Source organism: Pseudoalteromonas sp. CO348, from assembly GCF_004208845.1.
Lineage (GTDB): Bacteria > Pseudomonadota > Gammaproteobacteria > Enterobacterales > Alteromonadaceae > Pseudoalteromonas > Pseudoalteromonas maricaloris.
Map to the genome: position 1 here is coordinate 22,711 of NZ_SGPI01000027.1, position 18,183 is coordinate 40,893.

Annotated in this window: 13 protein-coding genes; 9 read left to right on the top strand and 4 right to left on the bottom strand. The window is 46.3% G+C overall.

Annotation, left to right across the window (positions count from 1 at the left end):
- From rsxC to nth, 5 genes are all read left to right on the top strand, one after another.
- Positions 1-2,838 (top strand): electron transport complex subunit RsxC, encoded by a 2,838-nt coding sequence (gene rsxC, locus EXT48_RS13180; RefSeq protein ID WP_130164728.1) that lies wholly within the window; start codon positions 1-3, stop codon positions 2,836-2,838.
- Positions 2,835-3,896, top strand: coding sequence for an electron transport complex subunit RsxD (gene rsxD / locus EXT48_RS13185; protein ID WP_039491913.1), 1,062 nt, complete (start codon positions 2,835-2,837; stop codon positions 3,894-3,896). Before rsxC ends, rsxD begins: the two co-directional genes overlap by 4 nt.
- On the top strand, positions 3,893-4,528 hold the full coding sequence (gene rsxG, locus EXT48_RS13190) for an electron transport complex subunit RsxG (RefSeq protein WP_130164729.1): 636 nt from the start codon (positions 3,893-3,895) through the stop codon (positions 4,526-4,528). Before rsxD ends, rsxG begins: the two co-directional genes overlap by 4 nt.
- Complete coding sequence (locus tag EXT48_RS13195; protein ID WP_130164730.1) at positions 4,525-5,223, top strand: electron transport complex subunit E; 699 nt, start codon at positions 4,525-4,527, stop codon at positions 5,221-5,223. Before rsxG ends, EXT48_RS13195 begins: the two co-directional genes overlap by 4 nt.
- Before the next feature lie 99 nt (positions 5,224-5,322).
- Positions 5,323-5,958: an endonuclease III gene (gene nth, locus EXT48_RS13200; protein WP_039491909.1), complete on the top strand. Its 636-nt coding sequence runs from the start codon at positions 5,323-5,325 to the stop codon at positions 5,956-5,958.
- A gap of 149 nt (positions 5,959-6,107) precedes the next feature.
- Here the strand turns inward: nth and EXT48_RS13205 are convergent, their stop codons facing one another.
- Entirely contained in the window at positions 6,108-7,103 is a 996-nt protein-coding gene (locus EXT48_RS13205; RefSeq protein WP_130164731.1) for a YncE family protein, read from the bottom strand.
- Positions 7,104-7,403: 300 nt separating this feature from the next.
- On the opposite strand from EXT48_RS13205, the gene EXT48_RS13210 reads away from it, so the two are divergent.
- The 4 genes from EXT48_RS13210 to EXT48_RS13225 all read left to right on the top strand — a co-directional run bounded on the left by EXT48_RS13210 (position 7,404) and on the right by EXT48_RS13225 (position 11,881).
- Positions 7,404-9,308 (top strand): aminotransferase class V-fold PLP-dependent enzyme, encoded by a 1,905-nt coding sequence (locus tag EXT48_RS13210; protein WP_130164732.1) that lies wholly within the window; start codon positions 7,404-7,406, stop codon positions 9,306-9,308.
- A gap of 210 nt (positions 9,309-9,518) precedes the next feature.
- Positions 9,519-10,109: a DUF2726 domain-containing protein gene (locus EXT48_RS13215; protein WP_010605979.1), complete on the top strand. Its 591-nt coding sequence runs from the start codon at positions 9,519-9,521 to the stop codon at positions 10,107-10,109.
- Between the two features lie 108 nt (positions 10,110-10,217).
- On the top strand, positions 10,218-10,925 hold the full coding sequence (gene mtnN / locus EXT48_RS13220) for a 5'-methylthioadenosine/S-adenosylhomocysteine nucleosidase (RefSeq protein WP_017217969.1): 708 nt from the start codon (positions 10,218-10,220) through the stop codon (positions 10,923-10,925).
- Positions 10,925-11,881 (top strand): cobalamin biosynthesis protein, encoded by a 957-nt coding sequence (locus EXT48_RS13225; protein WP_130164733.1) that lies wholly within the window; start codon positions 10,925-10,927, stop codon positions 11,879-11,881. The genes mtnN and EXT48_RS13225 overlap by 1 nt, the downstream gene beginning before the upstream one ends.
- Positions 11,882-11,963: 82 nt before the next feature.
- On the opposite strand, the gene lpdA is transcribed toward EXT48_RS13225, so the two are convergent.
- The 3 genes from lpdA to aceE all read right to left on the bottom strand — a co-directional run bounded on the left by lpdA (position 11,964) and on the right by aceE (position 18,170).
- The gene (lpdA, locus tag EXT48_RS13230) at positions 11,964-13,388 is read right to left on the bottom strand and encodes a dihydrolipoyl dehydrogenase (protein ID WP_010607389.1); all 1,425 of its coding nucleotides are present in this window, start codon (positions 13,386-13,388) and stop codon (positions 11,964-11,966) included.
- Positions 13,389-13,599: 211 nt separating this feature from the next.
- Positions 13,600-15,492 (bottom strand): pyruvate dehydrogenase complex dihydrolipoyllysine-residue acetyltransferase, encoded by a 1,893-nt coding sequence (gene aceF, locus EXT48_RS13235; RefSeq protein WP_130164734.1) that lies wholly within the window; start codon positions 15,490-15,492, stop codon positions 13,600-13,602.
- A gap of 11 nt (positions 15,493-15,503) precedes the next feature.
- Positions 15,504-18,170 (bottom strand): pyruvate dehydrogenase (acetyl-transferring), homodimeric type, encoded by a 2,667-nt coding sequence (gene aceE / locus EXT48_RS13240; RefSeq protein ID WP_069022893.1) that lies wholly within the window; start codon positions 18,168-18,170, stop codon positions 15,504-15,506.
- Positions 18,171-18,183: the final 13 nt, after the last annotated feature.

An 18,183-nucleotide genomic window follows, 5' to 3' on the forward strand; every position in this document is an offset into this window, starting at 1 on the left:
GTGGAAACATTACTTGAACAAATAGAAAGTGGAAAACTGTGGCAGTTCCCAGGTGGCATCCATCCACCAGAGCAAAAGACATTATCCAACCAACAACCGATTGCTCGTTTACCTTTGCCTGATAAACTAATTCTGCCCCTAAAGCAGCACATTGGTGCCAATGGTAGCCTGTTGGTTAACTCTGGCGATCACGTCCTTAAGGGTCAAGCATTGACGGCTCCCGGCACGAACTGGTCACTGCCCATCCACGCTCCCACATCTGGCACCATTGAAGCGATAAAGCCGATGCCGTCGGCGCATCCATCCGCGCTACCTGAGCTCAGTATTATTTTGCGCCCAGACGGTGAAGATAAGTGGACACCACTGAACCCAATTAGCGACATTAGCACGCTTGATAACAAACAGCTTATCGATATTATCCACCAAGCTGGTATTGCCGGTATGGGCGGTGCGGGATTCCCAACCTATGTCAAAGCAGACAGCCCAAAGCCCATTGAGTTTTTAGTCGTCAATGGCATTGAGTGCGAACCATATATTACAGCCGATGATCGTTTGATGCGTGAGCGCGCCAAAGAAATCATCGCAGGCGTCGAAGTGCTACAAGGTATATTGAAACCACAAAAAGTGTTGTTTGGCATTGAAGATAATAAACCAGAAGCCATTGCGGCGATCACCGCAGCGGCTCAGCATAATCAGGATATCTTAGTCCGTAGTGTGCCAACCAAATACCCTTCTGGTGGTGAAAAGCAACTGGTCAAGCTATTAACTTCCAAAGAAGTACCAAGTGCTGGAATACCAGCGGATATCGGCGTACTGGTGCAGAACGTTGGAACACTGTTCGCAATTTGGCAAGCCATTTTTGAGGGTAAACCACTTATTGAGCGTGTAGTTACCGTGACCGGTAATACCATTACTCAGCCAAGCAACGTGTGGGCTTTACTCGGCACTGAAATAAAGCACCTGCTAGACTCACAAGGCTTTTCGCCAGTAGAGGCGCAGCGTGTAGTCATGGGCGGTCCAATGATGGGCTTTACCTTGCCATCGGTTAGGATCCCTGTGGTCAAAACCACCAACTGTATACTCGCGCCAGACAACCAAGAACTTGCGATCCCGGGTGATGAAAAGGCATGTATTCGCTGTAGTGCCTGTGCAGATGCCTGCCCTCAAAGCTTATTACCACAGCAGTTACAATGGTTTGCTAAAGGCAAAGAGTACCAAAAGTTAGAGGAATACAACCTCTTTGACTGTATCGAATGTGGTGCGTGCTCTTATGTTTGCCCGAGCGAAATCCCCTTGGTGCAATACTATCGTGTAGCCAAAGCCGATATTCGCGAACAAAAGCTCGAACAAGTCAAAGCAGAGCGTGCTAAAGAGCGTTTTGAGGCAAGAAAAGAGCGCTTAGAGCGCGAACAAGAAGAACGCCAAAATAAACATAAACGCCGTTCGGCGGGCGCTGCACCAAAAGCCGCAGATAAAGAAAAAGTGCAAGAAGCACTCTCACGCGTTAAAGATAAGCAGTCAGATAAATCCGCGGTCCAAGCTGCGATTGCACGCGCCAAAGCCAAACGAGGTGAGAACGGCGAGTTAGAGCCGGATAACAGCGCCATTGCTGAAGAGCGTGCAAAACGCAAAGCGCAGGCGCGTAAATATAAAGAAGAAAAAACTGACCAGCCTGAAAGCACAGATAAAAAAGATGCAGTAGCCGCCGCCATTGCTCGCGCTAAGGCGAAAAAAGCCGCGGCCCAAACTGCGCCTGAATCTGAGCCAGCCGCAGCAGATGATAAAAAGGCAGCCGTAGCTGCTGCAATCGCCCGGGCTAAAGCCAAAAAAGCAGCCGCAGAAGACACAGCTGAACCAGAAGCCAATGCAGCGCCAAGCGATAAAAAAGCCGCTGTTGCCGCCGCAATTGCAAGAGCTAAGGCCAAGAAAGCCGCTAAAGAAGCGGAAGAAGCAGGTGAAAGCATAAGCGAGCAAGTTGAGGTTGTCCAAAGCGCTCAAACCGATAACGCTGACGAAGATCCACGTAAAGCCGCCGTTGCCGCCGCAATTGCTAGAGCTAAGGCCAAGAAAGCCGCCAAAGAGGCGGAAGAAGCTGGTGCAAGCGTGAGCGAGCAAGCAGAAGCCGCTCCAACGAAAAGCGCCGAGGAAGATCCACGTAAAGCCGCCGTTGCCGCCGCAATCGCCAGAGCTAAGGCCAAGAAAGCCGCCAAAGAGGCGGAAGAAGCTGGTGCAAGCGTGAGCGAACAAGCAGAAGCCGCCTCAACGGAAAGTGCTGACGAGGATCCACGTAAAGCTGCCGTTGCCGCCGCAATTGCCAGAGCTAAGGCCAAGAAAGCTGCTAAAGAGGCGGAAGAAGCTGGCGCAAGCGTGAGCGAACAAGCAGAAGCCGCCCCAACGGAAAGTGCTGACGAAGATCCACGTAAAGCTGCCGTTGCCGCCGCAATTGCCAGAGCTAAGGCCAAGAAAGCAGCTAAAGAGGCTGAAGAAGCAGGCGCAAGCGTGAGCGAACAAGCAGAAGCCGCTCCAACGGCAAGCGCCGAGGAAGATCCACGTAAAGCTGCCGTTGCCGCCGCAATTGCCAGAGCTAAGGCCAAAAAAGCCGCTAAAGAGGCACAAGAAGCTGGCGAAAGCGTGAATGAGCAAGGCGAAGAAACAAATGAGCCAACGGCGGGATCAGAAACAGACTCCAGCCGTACAGAGCAAGATGCTGAGGGCACATCTGAGCAGCAACAAGCACTTAGCCCTGAAGCACGTAAAAAAGCCGCCGTTAAAGCCGCAATTGCAAGAGCAAAAGCGAAGAAGCAAGCGAAAGAACAAGAAGGAAATGAACCGTCATGAAACTAACCATGGCCTCATCCCCGCACAATCATAGCCATAAGTCGGTCAACAAAATCATGATGACCGTCATGGCAGCCTGTATTCCCGGGATCTTAGTCCAAACCTACTATTTTGGTTTTGGTGTATTGATCCAGTTGGCTTTGGCGCTTATTACCGCAAGCCTTGCTGAAGCGCTAGTGCTAAAGCTAAGAGGTCGAGCGATATGGCCCAGCCTCAGCGACGGCAGTGCTTGGCTCACCGCTGTGTTGCTGGCCATCAGTATTCCGCCGCTAGCCCCTTGGTGGATAACCGTCATTGGTGCATTTTTTGCCATCGCTATTGTAAAACAGCTATACGGTGGCCTAGGCTTTAATCTTTTCAACCCGGCCATGGCGGCCTATGTATTGTTGCTGATCTCCTTCCCTGTACAAATGACTTCGTGGTCACCTATTCAAGCGCTCACGCTAGAGTCGCTAAGCTTTGTCGACCAACTCGCAATGATCTTTACCGAGTCCACCAGCCAAGGTGTTACACTTGACGTATGGCGTGCAGGCGTGATTGACGGTGCGACTGGTGCAACGCCATTAGACTCGGTAAAAACCGCTGTCTCACAAGGCTTAACCGTGAATGAGGCGATGAGTAAGCAGGGTTTTGGAGCGCTTGCAGGACTTGGTTGGCAATATGTTAACCTCGCCTTTTTGCTAGGTGGTCTTTACCTGCTAAAAGCCAAAGTGATCAACTGGCATATTCCTGTAGCCTTTATTGCCAGTCTTGGCCTTGCTAGTGCGATTGGCTATATCATTGCTCCTGAGTCAGAGCCCGGCACCCTATTCCACTTGTTAAGTGGCGGCGCTATGCTTGGTGCCTTCTTTATTGCCACCGATCCGGTGTCGGCCTCCACCACTAACTTAGGTCGCCTGATTTACGGCGCGGCAATCGGCTTTACTGTCTATGTGATTCGCCAATTTGGTGGCTATCCAGACGCCGTTGCATTTGCAGTTGTGATCATGAATATGGCAGTGCCACTTATCGATCATTACACTCAGCCTCGTACTTATGGTCATGGAGCAAAATCATGATAATTCAATCGATGCAGAAAAATGGCCTGATCCTCGCGGCATTTGCACTGGCAACAACAGGAGCGGTCGCACTGATTAATGACCTCACCAAAGATAAAATTGCCAGCCAAGAGCAACAGCACCTGATGCAACTACTTTCTCAGGTGATTGCAGCAGATAAGTACGACAATACTCTGTATTTGGATTGCACCACCAGCAACGCCTTAGAACTTGGCCCAGGCGGTCCACACACAATTTACAGAGCCAGACTCAATGGTGAACCCTCAGCTCTTTTAGTGAGACATATCACCCCGAAAGGCTACAGTGGCAATATTGATGTCTTAACCGCTGTCGATAGACAAGGTCTGATCTCAGGTGTGCGTATAACGCGCCATGAAGAAACCCCAGGCCTTGGTGATAAGGTAGAGCTGGCAAAGTCGGCTTGGGTAACGACTTTCAACGGCGTTCAAGTTGAAGGTGAAAAAGACCCTAAAATGAATGTGAAAAAAGACGGCGGTCAATTTGATTCATTTACCGGCGCAACCATTACCCCACGCGCTGTGGTAACCTCGGTAAATCAGGCCGCATGGTTTGCCAAAACTCATTTTGATGCGCTATTTAACGCGCCTAATACTTGCGAGGTGTCACAATGAGTCAGTTAAAATCGCTCTTTCAAGAAGGTACATGGCAAAATAACCCTGCTTTAGTGCAGCTTTTGGGCCTGTGTCCGCTCCTCGCGGTGACTTCAACGGTAACCAATGCCTTAGGGCTTGGTATTGCCACATTACTGGTACTGGTTGGTTCTAACTTTACCGTATCCGTGGTGAGAAACGGGGTGCCAAAAGACATTCGTATTCCCGTGTTTGTCATGATCATCGCCGCCTTTGTTACGGTTATTCAACTACTCATGAACGCTTATACCTTTGGTCTGTATCAATCCCTTGGTATATTTATTCCGTTAATCGTAACCAACTGCGCCATTATTGGTCGTGCCGAGGCATTCGCCTCCAAGAATAGTCCACTGTTATCGGTTTGGGATGGTTTAATGATGGGGCTGGGTTTTGCACTGGTGCTATTTGTACTGGGTGCAATGCGCGAACTTATTGGTCAAGGAACACTATTTGATGGTGCCGAGCTACTCCTTGGCAACTGGGCAAGTGTATTGCGTATTGAGATTTTCTCATTCGATCATCAATTTTTAGTTGCAATCCTGCCACCGGGCGCCTTTTTAGGCCTTGGTTTTTTGATTGCTGCGAAAAACATTATCGACGCTCAGCTCAAAGCTAAAGCTGCGCCAACAGCCGAAGAAGTAAAAGGCCCAAGAGCACGGGTCACTAACTTAAACTAATGCGGTAATAATGATGCCATTAAGCAGCGATACCGTCACTATCGCTGTTTAATGAAAATAACCGCATGCTACCGTCATTGAAATTAGCAAGTAAATCTTATGAATAAACAAAAACGTATAGAAATACTCACGCGACTCAGGGACGAAAATCCGCACCCTGAAACTGAGCTAGAATACTCGTCACCCTTCGAGCTTTTAGTTGCCGTTACCCTCTCAGCACAAGCCACTGATGTTGGGGTAAACAAAGCGACACGCAAACTCTTCCCTGTTGCCAACACGCCTGAGAAAATTCTGGAGCTTGGCCTTGAAGGCTTAAGAGACTATATCAAAACCATTGGTTTATTTAATTCAAAAGCCAATAACGTCTATAAAATGTGTCAGATCCTCGTCGACAAACACGGCTCCGAAGTTCCTGAAAACCGTGAAGCACTAGAAGCACTGCCGGGGGTCGGTCGCAAAACCGCCAACGTGGTACTAAACTGCGCTTTTGGCTGGCCGACAATTGCCGTAGACACCCATATATTCCGCGTCTCCAACCGCACCAAGTTCGCCATGGGTAAAGATGTGGTGGCAGTCGAGCAAAAGCTAGAGAAGGTTGTACCAAAAGAGTTTAAAGTGGATGTCCACCACTGGCTAATTCTCCATGGCCGCTATGTGTGCACCGCGCGTAAACCTAAATGTGGCAGCTGTTTGATTGAAGATTTGTGTGAGTTTAAAGAGAAGACTGATAGCTAATCTTTGTTTTAGCATAAGCACAACTTTTATTTGTGGTGGTTACCGTGAATTTGTTGTTTCGTAAAATTATTCAAGCGATATGAAAACACAGCTCGCTGCGTAAAGCAGCTCCTACTTCACGCCACATTCGTATCGACGTGATGGCTAGCCTAAGGCAATACCACTGCTGAATACCCTATTCCATCTGGTCCGTTACCAGTAGGGAGTTCAAATAAGGTTTTGCCAGATACAATATCTATAACAAGGACCTTATTTTTTTGGTAAGCGGATAAAAATAAAGTGCGATCGTCTGGATGGAGGATCACGCCTTTTGGTCCTGTTCCCGGCTCAAACTTTATTTGACGCAGCTTTTCTTTGTGCATTGCATCGATCACATCAAGGGTGTGATTCCTATAGTCTGGGATCACAGCAAACTGCTCATCGCGGGTAAGTAACACACGGTATGGAAAGCTATAGCCTTTCCATTGCTTAATTATACGCTCATTTGCTACATCAAACACGGTAACTAAGCCATCATCGTTGCTACCAACCCAGAGCTCTGAGCCACTTTTATTTATGGTGATAGCCTCTGGTACTTTTGGCATTGAAATTTTGCGAAGTAAGGCACCTGACTTTACATCTAATTCAGACACTGAATCTGCGCGCATATTTGTGGTGTAAACACGCTCGCTAGACGCCGGCAGCGCCACCATATGAGAACCTCTTTGCTCTGTTGCTATTACTTTATCAATTTTCCCCGACTCTATATCAACGATTACCACACTGTCGGAGCCTTCAGACGATACTGCAACGCGTTTTTGGTCTTTTAAAAACAACACGCCATGTGGCCTTGGATAACGAGACAAATCAATGGTTTTTACTTTTTTTGCTTGCCGAACGTCAAAAACACTTAGACTATTGCCACGTGCATAATTAGTGACAACAGCCGTATGCCCGTCGGCACTCATTGCTAATTCATGTGGTCCTCTGCCGGTTGCGAGCGTCAGCTTAATTTTTCGGCTGCTAAGATCGATGAAATCAACCGAGTTCCCCTTTTTATTTACAACAACCAATGTTCCCGACAAGTTATTTGTATCAGCCCATGAAGGGAAGCTGATTAAACACCCAAATAAGAACACATACACAACATAATTAACCAATCTCATTTTGACTCCTTTTGATCTGTTAGCTAGTACTGTTGTTTTTATCACTACTGTATTTATCATTGAAAAGCAATCGTAATACAGCCTTCAAAAACACCCTATCCCAAATTTAACTCAGACACGCCTGATACTCGAAACCTTCCTGTTTCCTATGTTGAATAGCACACTTTCCATCACTCGCAACAACTTCCTCGCCTACATCCGTTTTACAATTTCTGGAACATTTTCAAAGTATTGATTTCACAAATCACTACGCTTTCTTTATGCTAATGAAAGTCTTTAAATTTTAATGCGAATATCATTATGCTACCTGTCCTTCGTATCTTGTTGATAGAACAAGAGCCAGCTGTATTGCAATCGCTCTCAAGCAATCTGTCAAAAACGATCCCTAATTTTGAGCGAGAGGATGTTCAAATCGATATTATTGAATGCCTCGAACTTTCAAAAGCCTTGGAGCATGTCACTGAAGATGGTGATATTCAAGCTGTCGTGCTGAGTTGGGATGTGCACAACAAAAGTGGCGAACAAACCTATAGTCGCTTTATCGAGCAATTAAAAAGTATTCGTCTAGAATTACCGGTTTACGTTATTGGCGATGACACTAAAGGGCTTGAGATAGTCAACGAATCCGAGGAAATCGAGTCTTTCTTCTTTAAAGATGAAGTTATCTCAGATCCTGAAGCCATTTTGGGATATATGATCAATGACTTTGATGACAGAGCCGAGACGCCATTTTGGACCGCGTATCGCAGTTATGTCGGCGAAGCGAACGACTCTTGGCATACTCCGGGTCACAGCGGCGGTTCGAGCTTTAGAAACTCTCCTTATATCAAAGATTTTTATCAATTCTATGGCCGTAATGTCTTTGTCGGAGACTTGTCTGTATCGGTTGATTCGTTAGGTTCACTGTCAGACAGCACCAATACCATTGGCCGCGCTCAGGAATCCGCTGCGGCAACGTTTGAGGTTAAACGCACCTACTTCGTGACCAACGGTTCGTCCACCTCGAATAAAATTATTTTGCAAACCCTACTTCGCAAGGGCGATAAGGTGATCATCGACCGCAACTGTCATAAGTCTGTGCACTATGGCATTTTGCAATCGGCCAGTTTCCCAATCTATTTGTCGAGTATCTTAAATCCAAAATATGGCATATTTGCACCGCCTTCACTGGCCGATATTAAGCAAGCGATTGAACAAAATACCGATGCAAAACTACTGGTGCTCACCGGCTGTACCTATGATGGTTTGCTGAGCGACCTGAAACAAGTCGTAGAATTTGCCCATCAGCATGGCATCAAAGTCTTTATTGATGAAGCTTGGTTTGCTTACTCGCTATTTCACCCTAGCTTGCGCCATTATTCCGCCATTCATGCAGGTGCCGATTATGTCACTCATTCGGCGCATAAAGTCGTATCGGCATTTTCGCAGGCATCTTATATCCATATTAACGACCCTGATTTTGATGCTGATTTCTTCCGTGAGATTTACAGTATCTACGCCAGCACCTCGCCCAAATACCAACTTATAGCGTCTTTGGATGTGTGCCAGAAGCAGTTGGAGATGGAAGGCTATAAGTTACTCAATGCGCTGCTGAACCATGTTGCAGAGTTCAAACAGCAGATGGCCTCGCTCAAACATATTAAAGTGCTTGATAAGCAAGACTTTATGAACATATTCCCACATTTTAGTGGCGATAATATGGGGCATGATCCGCTTAAAATCCTCATAGATATTAGTGAACTACCATATTCGTTAAAGGATATTCATAAATTCCTGTTAGACGAAATTGGGCTGGAGATTGAGAAATATACGCACAGTACCATCTTAGTCTTACTAACCTTGGGTGGTACACGCTCAAAGATCATTCGTTTATACAATGCCTTAAAGAAACTTGATGGCGGCAAGGTAAAACTATCGAAGTCAACGCGACGCTCACGCTTACCTGAGAACTTACCCGCAATTGACCTTGCTTGTATTCCTAGTGATGCCTTCTACGGCGAGCGTGAATCTGTACCTATTAGCAAGAGCAACAACCGAATTTGTGCAGGCTTAGTCACCCCGTATCCTCCGGGTATTCCGCTTTTGGTGCCGGGCCAACATATTACCCAAGAGCATATTGAATATCTCAAGGAGCTGGCAGGCCAAGGATTGACCATTCAAGGTAGTTTCGATGGTGAGATCTATGTGCTTAAAGAGGACAAATAACGCGAGCTAATATCATAATCCAGTACTAGGCAGCCCTGCTGTAAGATATCGCTGCCTAGTATAAACAACTTAAAGCACTTTATTTTTCTTTCCATATCCCAAATACTGATTCACCGATTTAATGTTAACCACCCACTAATTTAAGCGCTCGTTTGGCACACCTATTGCTTATAAAACCACAGATGTCATTTTTTTGATTTGGAGTTTTGTATGGAATTTGCGTTACTTGCTATTTTGGCTCTAGTGGTCGTTGCTTCCATTGTCGCTTCTAAGTACACCGATGTGGGTGGCAATCCTTATCCGTTTAATCGTAAAGAATCTGTTTTTACCACCGTTGAAGCATCGTTTCTACATTTATTAGAACGTGCTGTTGGCGATAGATATAAAATCGTAAGCCGCATTAAACTCATTGATGTGATTGAGTGCAAACCGGGGATCTCTCCAAAAGCACGTCGTGCCGCGGTAACTAAAGCTAAGAACAAACAGCTGGATTATGTCTTGGTAGATAAAGAGACACTGAAAATTGTTGCCGCTGTTGATTTAGTTAACAACGCCAATAAAAACGGCCATAAAGCACAAAAAGATTGGTTTGTCAGTGGCGCTCTGGAATCTGCGGGTATTCCACACATTCGCATGAAAATCAAAAGTGGCTACCAAAGTGCTGAGGTTCGTGCGGCAATCCTATTCAAGCTTGGCCAAAAAGTGGAGATGCCAAAGAAAACCAGAAATCGCACCTACAAACCTGCGGTACTGTCCCCTTCACAGGCAAAAGCACAGTCAACTCAGTTGGCAGAAATATAGCAAAACGGGCGTCAGCCCGTTTTTTGTTTTACCTATCAAAACCCCTTTCGTATAATAAAAGCAATTTTGACACTGGGGCTTTCCCCACCACAAATTAGGAATCTTTTGATGAAAGTAGGCATTATCGGCGCAATGGAGCAAGAAGTTACCATTTTGCGTAACACCATGGAAAACCCGCAAACATTGACCAAAGGTGGCTTTACTTTTTATACCGGCAAACTAGCTGGTCTTGACGTAACGCTTGTACAGTCTGGCATTGGTAAAGTGGCAGCAACAGTTGCGACAACTTTGCTTATCGACAACTTTGCGCCAGATTGCGTGATCAACACGGGTTCTGCTGGTGGTTTTGAGCCTTCACTAAACGTCGGCGATGTGGTTATTTCAAATGAAGTACGTCATCACGATGTTGATGTTACTGCATTTGGCTATGAAATTGGTCAAGTTCCACAAATGCCTGCTGCGTTCACTTCGCATGCAAAATTAGTTGAGGCAGCAGAGCAAAGCGTACATGAACTTGAAGGCATTCAAACTATGGTTGGCTTGATCTGTACGGGTGACTCATTTATGTGCGATCCGGTACGCATCGACAAGGCGCGTGCAGACTTCCCTACTATGTTAGCAGTAGAAATGGAAGGCGCAGCAATTGCGCAGGCTTGTCATTCTCTAAACACGCCATTTGTTGTGATCCGCTCGCTATCTGATATCGCCGGCAAAGAATCACCGCAATCATTCGAGGAGTATCTAGAAGTCGCTTCGGTTAACTCTTCTAAAATGGTGATGGCACTACTTAATAAGCTGGATAAGGTTACGCTTTAGTGCTCGACAGCTTGCTTCAGGCCCATGAAGGCCTGATCATTTTCTTACTGGCGATTTTTGCCAGCCTAGGGGTAAGGTTATCAACACTTTATCACCCTAATCTTATTCTTAGCCTTGTTTTTAAAGCCATTGCCGAAAGAGTTTATCGCCCCAAAGCGGCTTCTAGTTATCAACTATTATCAGGCACACTGGGATTCTTCCTCCCTATATTAACCATCACCGTATTAACTTATGCGATTATTAGCTTTGCTTTTTATCCTAATTGGCTCGGTGGGCTGGTGTTGTTTTTATGCTTAGATATTGGCCATGAAAGCCGTGCTAAGCGCATTTCCGCGCTGATAAAGTCAAAGCAAAAAGTGACTGCAAGAGCCGTGTTGCAAGGAATGGTAGCAAGAGATGTAGAGAAGCTAACAGAGCTTGGTATTTGTAAAGCCACCATAGATAGCACCGCATTAAATACCCTGCGCCATTTTTTTGTCATTGCTTTACTGTATCTAACAGCAGGCCCCTATCTCGCGCTATTTTATAAACTGTTACTACTGTGTGACCATGCTTGGCGGCAAGTAATGCTCCCCTCAAGCCGTTTTATGGCAAGCCTTTCCCGCATGATTTGGCTCATTGAGTTTGTGCCTATTCGATTATTAATTACCTGCTTTTCATTGCTACTTAGACCAAAGCAAACTTGGCACTACATTAAATACTACGGCCGTCACTTTAGCCAAACGAATACTGGATGGGCACTGAGCTTTTTTGCAGCAAATTTACATACACAGCTCGCAGGGCCGCGCTTTTATTTTGGTGAACGTTATGAGGTGATGCGGGTAGGTGCAAAAGCGCAGCCCTCAGCTGAGCATATTCAGCATTTACTCGGGCTCCTCAATCAGATGCGCTGGCTATTTATTGCCACTTCCGCCTTACTACTTGTAATTATTAATTTTCTCAGGCTGATGGCTTAGGATACTTAGAAAAATAAGCTCCCCACTTAGCCAAAAACAAAAAACCCAGCACAAAGCTGGGTTTTTGAATGCTCAGAAAAACTTACTTTTTCTTCACTGCTTTTTTGTTTGGAAGGTCAGTGATTGAACCTTCAAAGATTTCAGCAGCTAGACCGATTGACTCGTTCAGCGTTGGGTGAGCGTGGATAGTAAGCGCTAGGTCTTCACCGTCAGCACCCATCTCTACTGCTAGACCGATTTCACCAAGCATTTCACCTGCATTGATACCAACCATAGCACCACCGATCACGCGGCCTGACTCTTTATCAAAGATAAGCTTAGTTGAACCTTCAGTACGTGCAGAAGCGATTGCACGGCCAGAAGCAGCCCACGGGAATACCGCAGTTTCAATGCTTAGACCTTGCTCTTTTGCTTCTTTCTCAGTCACACCAACCCAAGCGATTTCTGGATCTGTGTATGCAATTGAAGGAATACACTTAGGATCGAAGTAATGCTTCTTACCAGAGATAACTTCAGCAGCAACGTGACCTTCATGAACCGCTTTGTGCGCAAGCATAGGTTGACCTACGATGTCACCGATAGCGAAGATGTGATCAACGTTAGTCTTCATTTGCTTGTCAGTGCTGATAAAGCCACGCTCATCAACATTTACGCCCGCTTTGTCAGCGTCAATTAGCTTACCATTTGGTGTACGACCAACAGCAACTAGTACTTTGTCATAACGAACTTGGCCTTCAGGTGCTTGCTTGCCTTCGAAAGATACGTAGATACCGTCTTCTTTCGCTTCAACAGCAACCACTTTAGTAGAAAGCATTACGTTAAACTTGTCTTTAACGTACTTTTGGTAAATCTTGATAACGTCTTTGTCAGCCGCTGGTACTAGTTGATCAGCAAACTCAACTACGTCGATCGCTGAACCTAGTGAACGGTAAACTGTACCCATCTCAAGACCGATGATACCACCGCCTAGTACAAGTAGCTTTTCAGGCACGTCTTTAAGCTCAAGTGCACCTGTAGAGTCGATGATACGCTCGTCTTCAGGAATGAAAGGAAGGCTTACAGGCTGAGAACCCGCTGCAATGATTGCGTTATCAAAGGTCACTGTTTTCGCACCGTCAGCACCTTCAACAGCGATAGTGTTAGAACCTGTGAACTTACCGTAGCCGTTAACTACAGTTACTTTACGCATCTTAGCCATTCCGCCAAGACCACCAGTAAGTTGACCGATAACAGACTCTTTCCATGAACGGATTTTGTCTAGGTCAATTTGTGGAGCACCGAAAGAAACACCGTGAGAAGCCATTTCTGCTGCATCATCAATTACCTTTGCAACGTGAAGAAGGGCTTTTGAAGGGATACAACCAACGTTCAAGCACACACCACCTAGCGTGTCGCGAGATTCGATTAGTGTAACGTCTAAACCTAAGTCTGCTGCACGGAATGCTGCAGAGTAACCACCAGGACCACCGCCTAGTACAACAACTTGAGTTTTGATTTCGTTGCTCATGTTATTACCTTAACTGTTATTTGAACGGGTTTACTCGTCGAGAGTAGCCGACCCAAAGTGCCTGCCAAACACCCGATTCGGGGCACAGGGCAGAGAGAGTTATTATTGCTCGAAAGTGTATCATTCACACTCTCTATTGTCCCGCCTAATTATCAAGCGGAACAACAAAATACAAGAAAACCGCATCACCTAAGTCATGCGGTTTCTATTCTTACATTACTAGCTGGCGAATATCGCTTAGGTAGTTTGCAAGTGTCACAGTAAAGCGAGCTGCTAGCGCGCCGTCAATGACACGATGGTCGTATGAACAGCTTAGCGGCACCATTAGGCGCGGCTCAAACTCTTTACCATTCCATTTCGGTTTGAAGTCTGACTTAGAAACACCCAAAATCGCAACTTCAGGAGCATTAACGATTGGCGTAAACGCCGTACCGCCGATACCGCCTAGGCTTGAAATAGTGAAACAGCCGCCCTGCATATCAGCAGACGTCAGTTTACCATCACGTGCTTTCTTAGAAATTTCCATCAACTCGCGTGATATCTCAATGATGCCTTTCTTGTTCACGTCGCGAACAACAGGAACCACTAGACCATTTGGTGTATCAACCGCGATACCGATGTGAACATATTTCTTCAAGATTAAGCTCTCACCATCTTCAGATAGTGAAGAGTTAAACGTTGGGAACTCTTCAAGTGCTTTTGCAGCCGCTTTCATCACGAATACTAATGGCGTGATCTTCACACCCATTTTCTTCTTCTCAGCTAGCACGTTCTGTTCTTTACGGAACGCTTCAAGCTCTGTGATATCTGCTTCGTCAAACTGCGTAACATGTGGGATTTGTACCCAGTTACGGTGAAGGTTTGCACCCGATAGCTTGTTGATGCGAGAAAGTTTCTTCTCTTCAATTTCACCAAACTTGCTGAAATCTACTTTTGGCCAAGGAATAAGACCAAGCTCACCGCCGCCAGTGTTGCCACCTTTTGCGATTTGACCAGATTCAACTTGCTTAACCAGCTCTTTCACGTAGTTTTGTACGTCTTCTTTTAGTACACGGTTTTTACGACCTGTACCTTTAACGCGAGCTAGGTTAACCCCAAACTCACGCGCTAAACGACGTACCACAGGCGAGGCGTGGGCATACTGATCATTCGCCACAAAATCATCTTTTTGTGCTGATGCTTTTGGTGCTTCAGATTTTGCCGCGGGAGCCGCTGATTGAGTAGGCTTTTCTTCAGCTTTAGCTGCTGCCTGAGGTGCAGGTGCCGCGCCCTTTACTTCGAATACGAAGATTAAAGAGCCCGTTGATACTTTGTCGCCGGCATTGACTTTGATCTCTTTAATTGTACCTGCAAACGGTGCTGGTACTTCCATTGAGGCTTTGTCGCCTTCAACCGTGATAAGAGATTGTTCGTCTTCAACGCTGTCACCAACAGCAACCATGATTTCAGTGACTTCAACTTCGTCGCCACCGATATCTGGTACATGCACTTCTTTTTCAGCTGATGCAGCTGGTGCTTGCTCTTCAGCTGGCGCTTCTGCAGCTTCGGTAGTCGCAGGTGCATCACCGCTACCTGCCACTTCGAAGATGAAGATCAATGAACCGGTTGACACTTTGTCACCCGCGTTGATTTTCACTTCTTTGATAGTACCTGCAAATGGTGCTGGTACTTCCATTGAGGCTTTGTCGCCTTCAACCGTGATAAGCGATTGCTCTTCTTCAACAACATCACCCGCAGCTACTAAGATTTCAGTGACTTCAACTTCATCGCCACCAATATCTGGTACGTGAACTTCTTTCACTTCTGTCTTGCCAGAGGCGCTTGCTTCTGGCTTAGCTTCTTCTGCTGGTTGCTCTGCCGGTGCTTCTTCACCTGCCGCTTCAAAGATCATAATCAAAGAGCCAGTCGATACTTTATCGCCTTCCGCTATTTTGATTTCTTTAACTGTACCCGCCACTGAGGCAGGTACTTCCATTGATGCTTTGTCGCCTTCAACAGTGATAAGCGATTGCTCTTCTGCAACCGTGTCACCTACGCTTACTAGGATCTCGGTTACTTCAACCTCATCGGCACCAATATCTGGAACATGAATTTCGATTGCCATCACTCGTCCTCTTATGCGTAAAGTGGGTTAGTTTTGGTGGTGTCGATATCAAATTTCTTGATAGCGTCAGTCACTACTGATTTTTCAACTTTGCCTTGCTTAACTAGCTCGCCAAGTGCAGCAACTACCACGTAACCGGCATTCACTTCAAAGTGACGACGTAGGTTTTCACGGCTGTCTGAACGACCGTAACCGTCTGTGCCAAGTACTTTGTAAGATGCGCTCGGCATAAATGCACGTACTTGATCAGCGTAGTTTTTCATGTAATCCGTAGCAGCGATTGCTGGCGCATCACCAAGTACGCTGGTGATGTAAGCCACTTTTTGCTCTGCTTCTGGGTTAAGCATGTTGAAACGCTCTGCATCTTGACCGTCACGAGCAAGCTCGTTAAATGACGTTACAGAGAATACGTCTGAACCGATACCGTAGTCGTCGCTTAGGATCTGCGCCGCTTTACGTACTTCGTTCAGGATAGTACCCGAGCCCATTAGCTGAACCTGTGCTTTGTCGCCAGTGTAGCTTTCAAGCTTGTAAATACCCTTACGAATACCTTCCTCAGCGCCCTCAGGCATTGCTGGCATATGGTAGTTTTCGTTCATTAGCGTTAGGTAGTAGAACACGTTCTCTTGCTCTGGACCGTACATACGACGAATACCATCTTGCAGAATAACCGCTACTTCGTAAGCAAACGTTGGGTCGTAAGAAATACAGTTAGGCACTGTACCTGCTTGAATGTGTGAGTGACCGTCTTCGTGCTGCAGACCTTCACCATTTAGCGTTGTACGACCAGCAGTTGCACCTAATAGGAAGCCACGCGCTTGTTGGTCGCCCGCCATCCACGCCATATCACCTACACGTTGGAAACCAAACATTGAATAGTAGATATAGAACGGGATCATTGGTAGGTCGTTCGTGCTGTATGACGTTGCCGCTGCAACCCATGAAGACATCGCGCCTAGCTCATTGATACCTTCTTGTAGTACCTGACCTGACGTTGCTTCTTTATAGTAAGAAACGATATCGCGGTCTTCTGGACTGTAGTTTTGGCCGTGCGGGTTGTAAATACCGATTTGACGGAATAAACCTTCCATACCAAAAGTACGCGCTTCATCAGCAATAATTGGAACAACGCTCTTGCCGATATTCTTGTCTTTTAACAAGATATTAAGTGCACGAACGTATGCCATTGTGGTTGAGATATCACGCTTTTGTTCTTCTAGAAGCGGTTTAAATGCATCTAGCTCAGGTAGCGTAAGCGTTTCTGTGAAGTTAGGTAGACGCTTAGGTGTATAACCGTGAAGCGCGTTACGGCGTGCATGTAGATATTCGTGCTCTTTTGACCCTTCTTCTAGCGTCAAGTAAGGTAGATCTTGTAATTGCTCATCAGATACCAAGTCATCTAAACCTAGACGTGAACGTAGGTGCGCTACGTGTGTCATGTCCATTTTCTTAACTTGGTGAGCAATGTTTTTACCTTCAGCCGCAGCGCCCATACCGTAACCTTTTACCGTTTTAGCTAGGATAACCGTTGGACGACCTTTGGTGTCTTGTGCCGCTTTAAATGCAGCAAATAGCTTAGATGGCTCATGACCACCGCGCTTCAACGCGAAGATTTCGTCGTCAGTCATATCAGCAACAAGCGCTGCTGTTTCTGGGTAACGACCGAAGAAGTGTTCACGTACAAAGGCACCATCTTTTGCTTTGTAAGTTTGATAATCACCGTCAACTGTTTCATTCATCAGTTGCAGCAATTTACCCGTAGTGTCTTTGGCAAGTAGCTTATCCCAACCAGAACCCCAAACGACTTTGATCACGTTCCAACCAGCACCTTTAAATAGACCTTCTAGTTCTTGGATGATCTTACCGTTACCCATTACTGGGCCGTCAAGACGCTGTAGGTTACAGTTGATTAGGTAGCATAGGTTGTCTAGTTTTTCACGAGCAGCGAATGAAATCGCACCACGTGATTCTGGCTCGTCCATTTCACCATCACCAAGGAAGGCGTAAACGCGTTGCTCAGACGTATCTTTTAGACCACGGCCATCTAGGTATTTAAGGAAACGCGCTTGGTAGATAGACGCGATTGGACCTAGACCCATAGAAACCGTTGGGAACTGCCAGAATTCAGGCATTAGCTTAGGGTGTGGGTATGAAGAAATACCGTTACCGTCTACTTCCTGACGGAAGTTATCTAGCTGCTCAGCGCTTAGGCGGCCTTCAACAAATGCACGAGCATAAATGCCCGGAGAGATGTGACCTTGGTAATACACTAAGTCACCACCGTCTTTCTCGTTTGGTGCACGGAAGAAGTGGTTGAAACACATTTCATAGAATGCAGCTGACGACTGGTAAGAGGCCATATGCCCGCCCAGCTCAAGATCTTTCTTCGAAGCACGAAGTACGATCATGATCGCATTCCAACGGATGATAGAGCGAATACGACGCTCAAGGTTCACATCCCCTGGATACGCAGGTTCTTGATCTGCTGGGATTGTGTTGACATAGTTAGTCGTAGTGCCTGTTGGCATATCTACGCCATCAAGACGCGCTTGCTCTAATACTTGCTCTAACAAGAACTGAGCGCGCTCTACGCCTTCTTCTTTTACTACCGACTCAAGCGCCTGTAACCATTCTTGGGTTTCTAGCGCGTCTACGTCAATTTTATTGACTTCAGACATATGGAGTGTTCCT